This is a genomic window from Capnocytophaga sp. oral taxon 332 str. F0381, from assembly GCF_000318275.2.
Taxonomy (GTDB): Bacteria; Bacteroidota; Bacteroidia; order Flavobacteriales; family Flavobacteriaceae; genus Capnocytophaga; species Capnocytophaga bilenii.
On the sequence record NZ_KB291311.1, the window covers coordinates 630 to 1,584 of the forward strand.

The 955-nt window shown below is 28.3% G+C and carries 1 protein-coding gene; it reads right to left on the reverse strand.

Annotated features, from left to right (window positions below; genetic code table 11):
* Nucleotides 1–200 precede the first annotated feature (200 nt).
* Nucleotides 201–955: hypothetical protein (locus tag HMPREF9075_RS06510; protein WP_009751393.1), on the reverse strand; the 755-nt coding region annotated here is incomplete at its 5' end.

Below are 955 nucleotides of genomic sequence, written 5' to 3' on the forward strand. Positions count from 1 at the left end.
CGAAAATAGATTTCGAATAAATAGGCTTGTTTTTTAGGGGGCGTTTGCAAAACGCCCCTACATAACGCACTTCAAAAATTATTGATAATCAGAGTAGTCAACTTTGGCAAAGTGTGAAACTTTGCCAAAGTGTATACACCACGCACTGTAAAAGCAATTGATTATCGGGGTGTGGCGATGTGGATTTAGTATAACCAATTCTATAATATAGGAAGTCCTTCTTTTTTACGTCTTATATTATCCATTTTGTCGTTTTTTTTGCGTAGATTATCAATGTGATGATAGGTGAAATTATCCAATGAAAAATTCTTGTATTTATAAGTCTTTTCATATTGATGATGTCCCCACGATTCTATATGAATGCTGTCTATACAATATTGAGAATTTACATAGATTTTTGAACCAAAATAATTATTACCAGACATATCTACATTTATTATAAATCCATTTTCATAAGTTGATAATGAATGAACACTATGATAACCAACAGAATATAAAACTTGTTTATAGATTTTATACTTAGCTTCATCATTGTCTTTTTTCGCCAAAAGTAACCATTCATACTCTCTGTTAGGAAGGCAATTTGTCGCTCCAAGTGTAGAATAATAAGGTCTTAATATAGCGATGCTATCATTATTGGGAGTTTTTATAGCTTCATCAATTTCATAAAAAGTAGAGATATAAAGATTAAATCTTTTTTGATAATTAGAATATCTGTGAAAATCTTCCTTACAATCATAATCTTTTGGAGTTATAATCGTATCGTATTTATCATTTGATTTAACTTTTTGAGTGGCAAGGATAAGTTTCTTGTGGGTATTGTTATCTAATTTTATTGAATTCTTTTTGCTTATAAAAATAATAGCCAAAACTATAAAAGCAATACTTATTAATATATAAAAAACATTTTTCATAAATTTATAGTTAAACGAAAATAGATTTCGAATAAATAGGC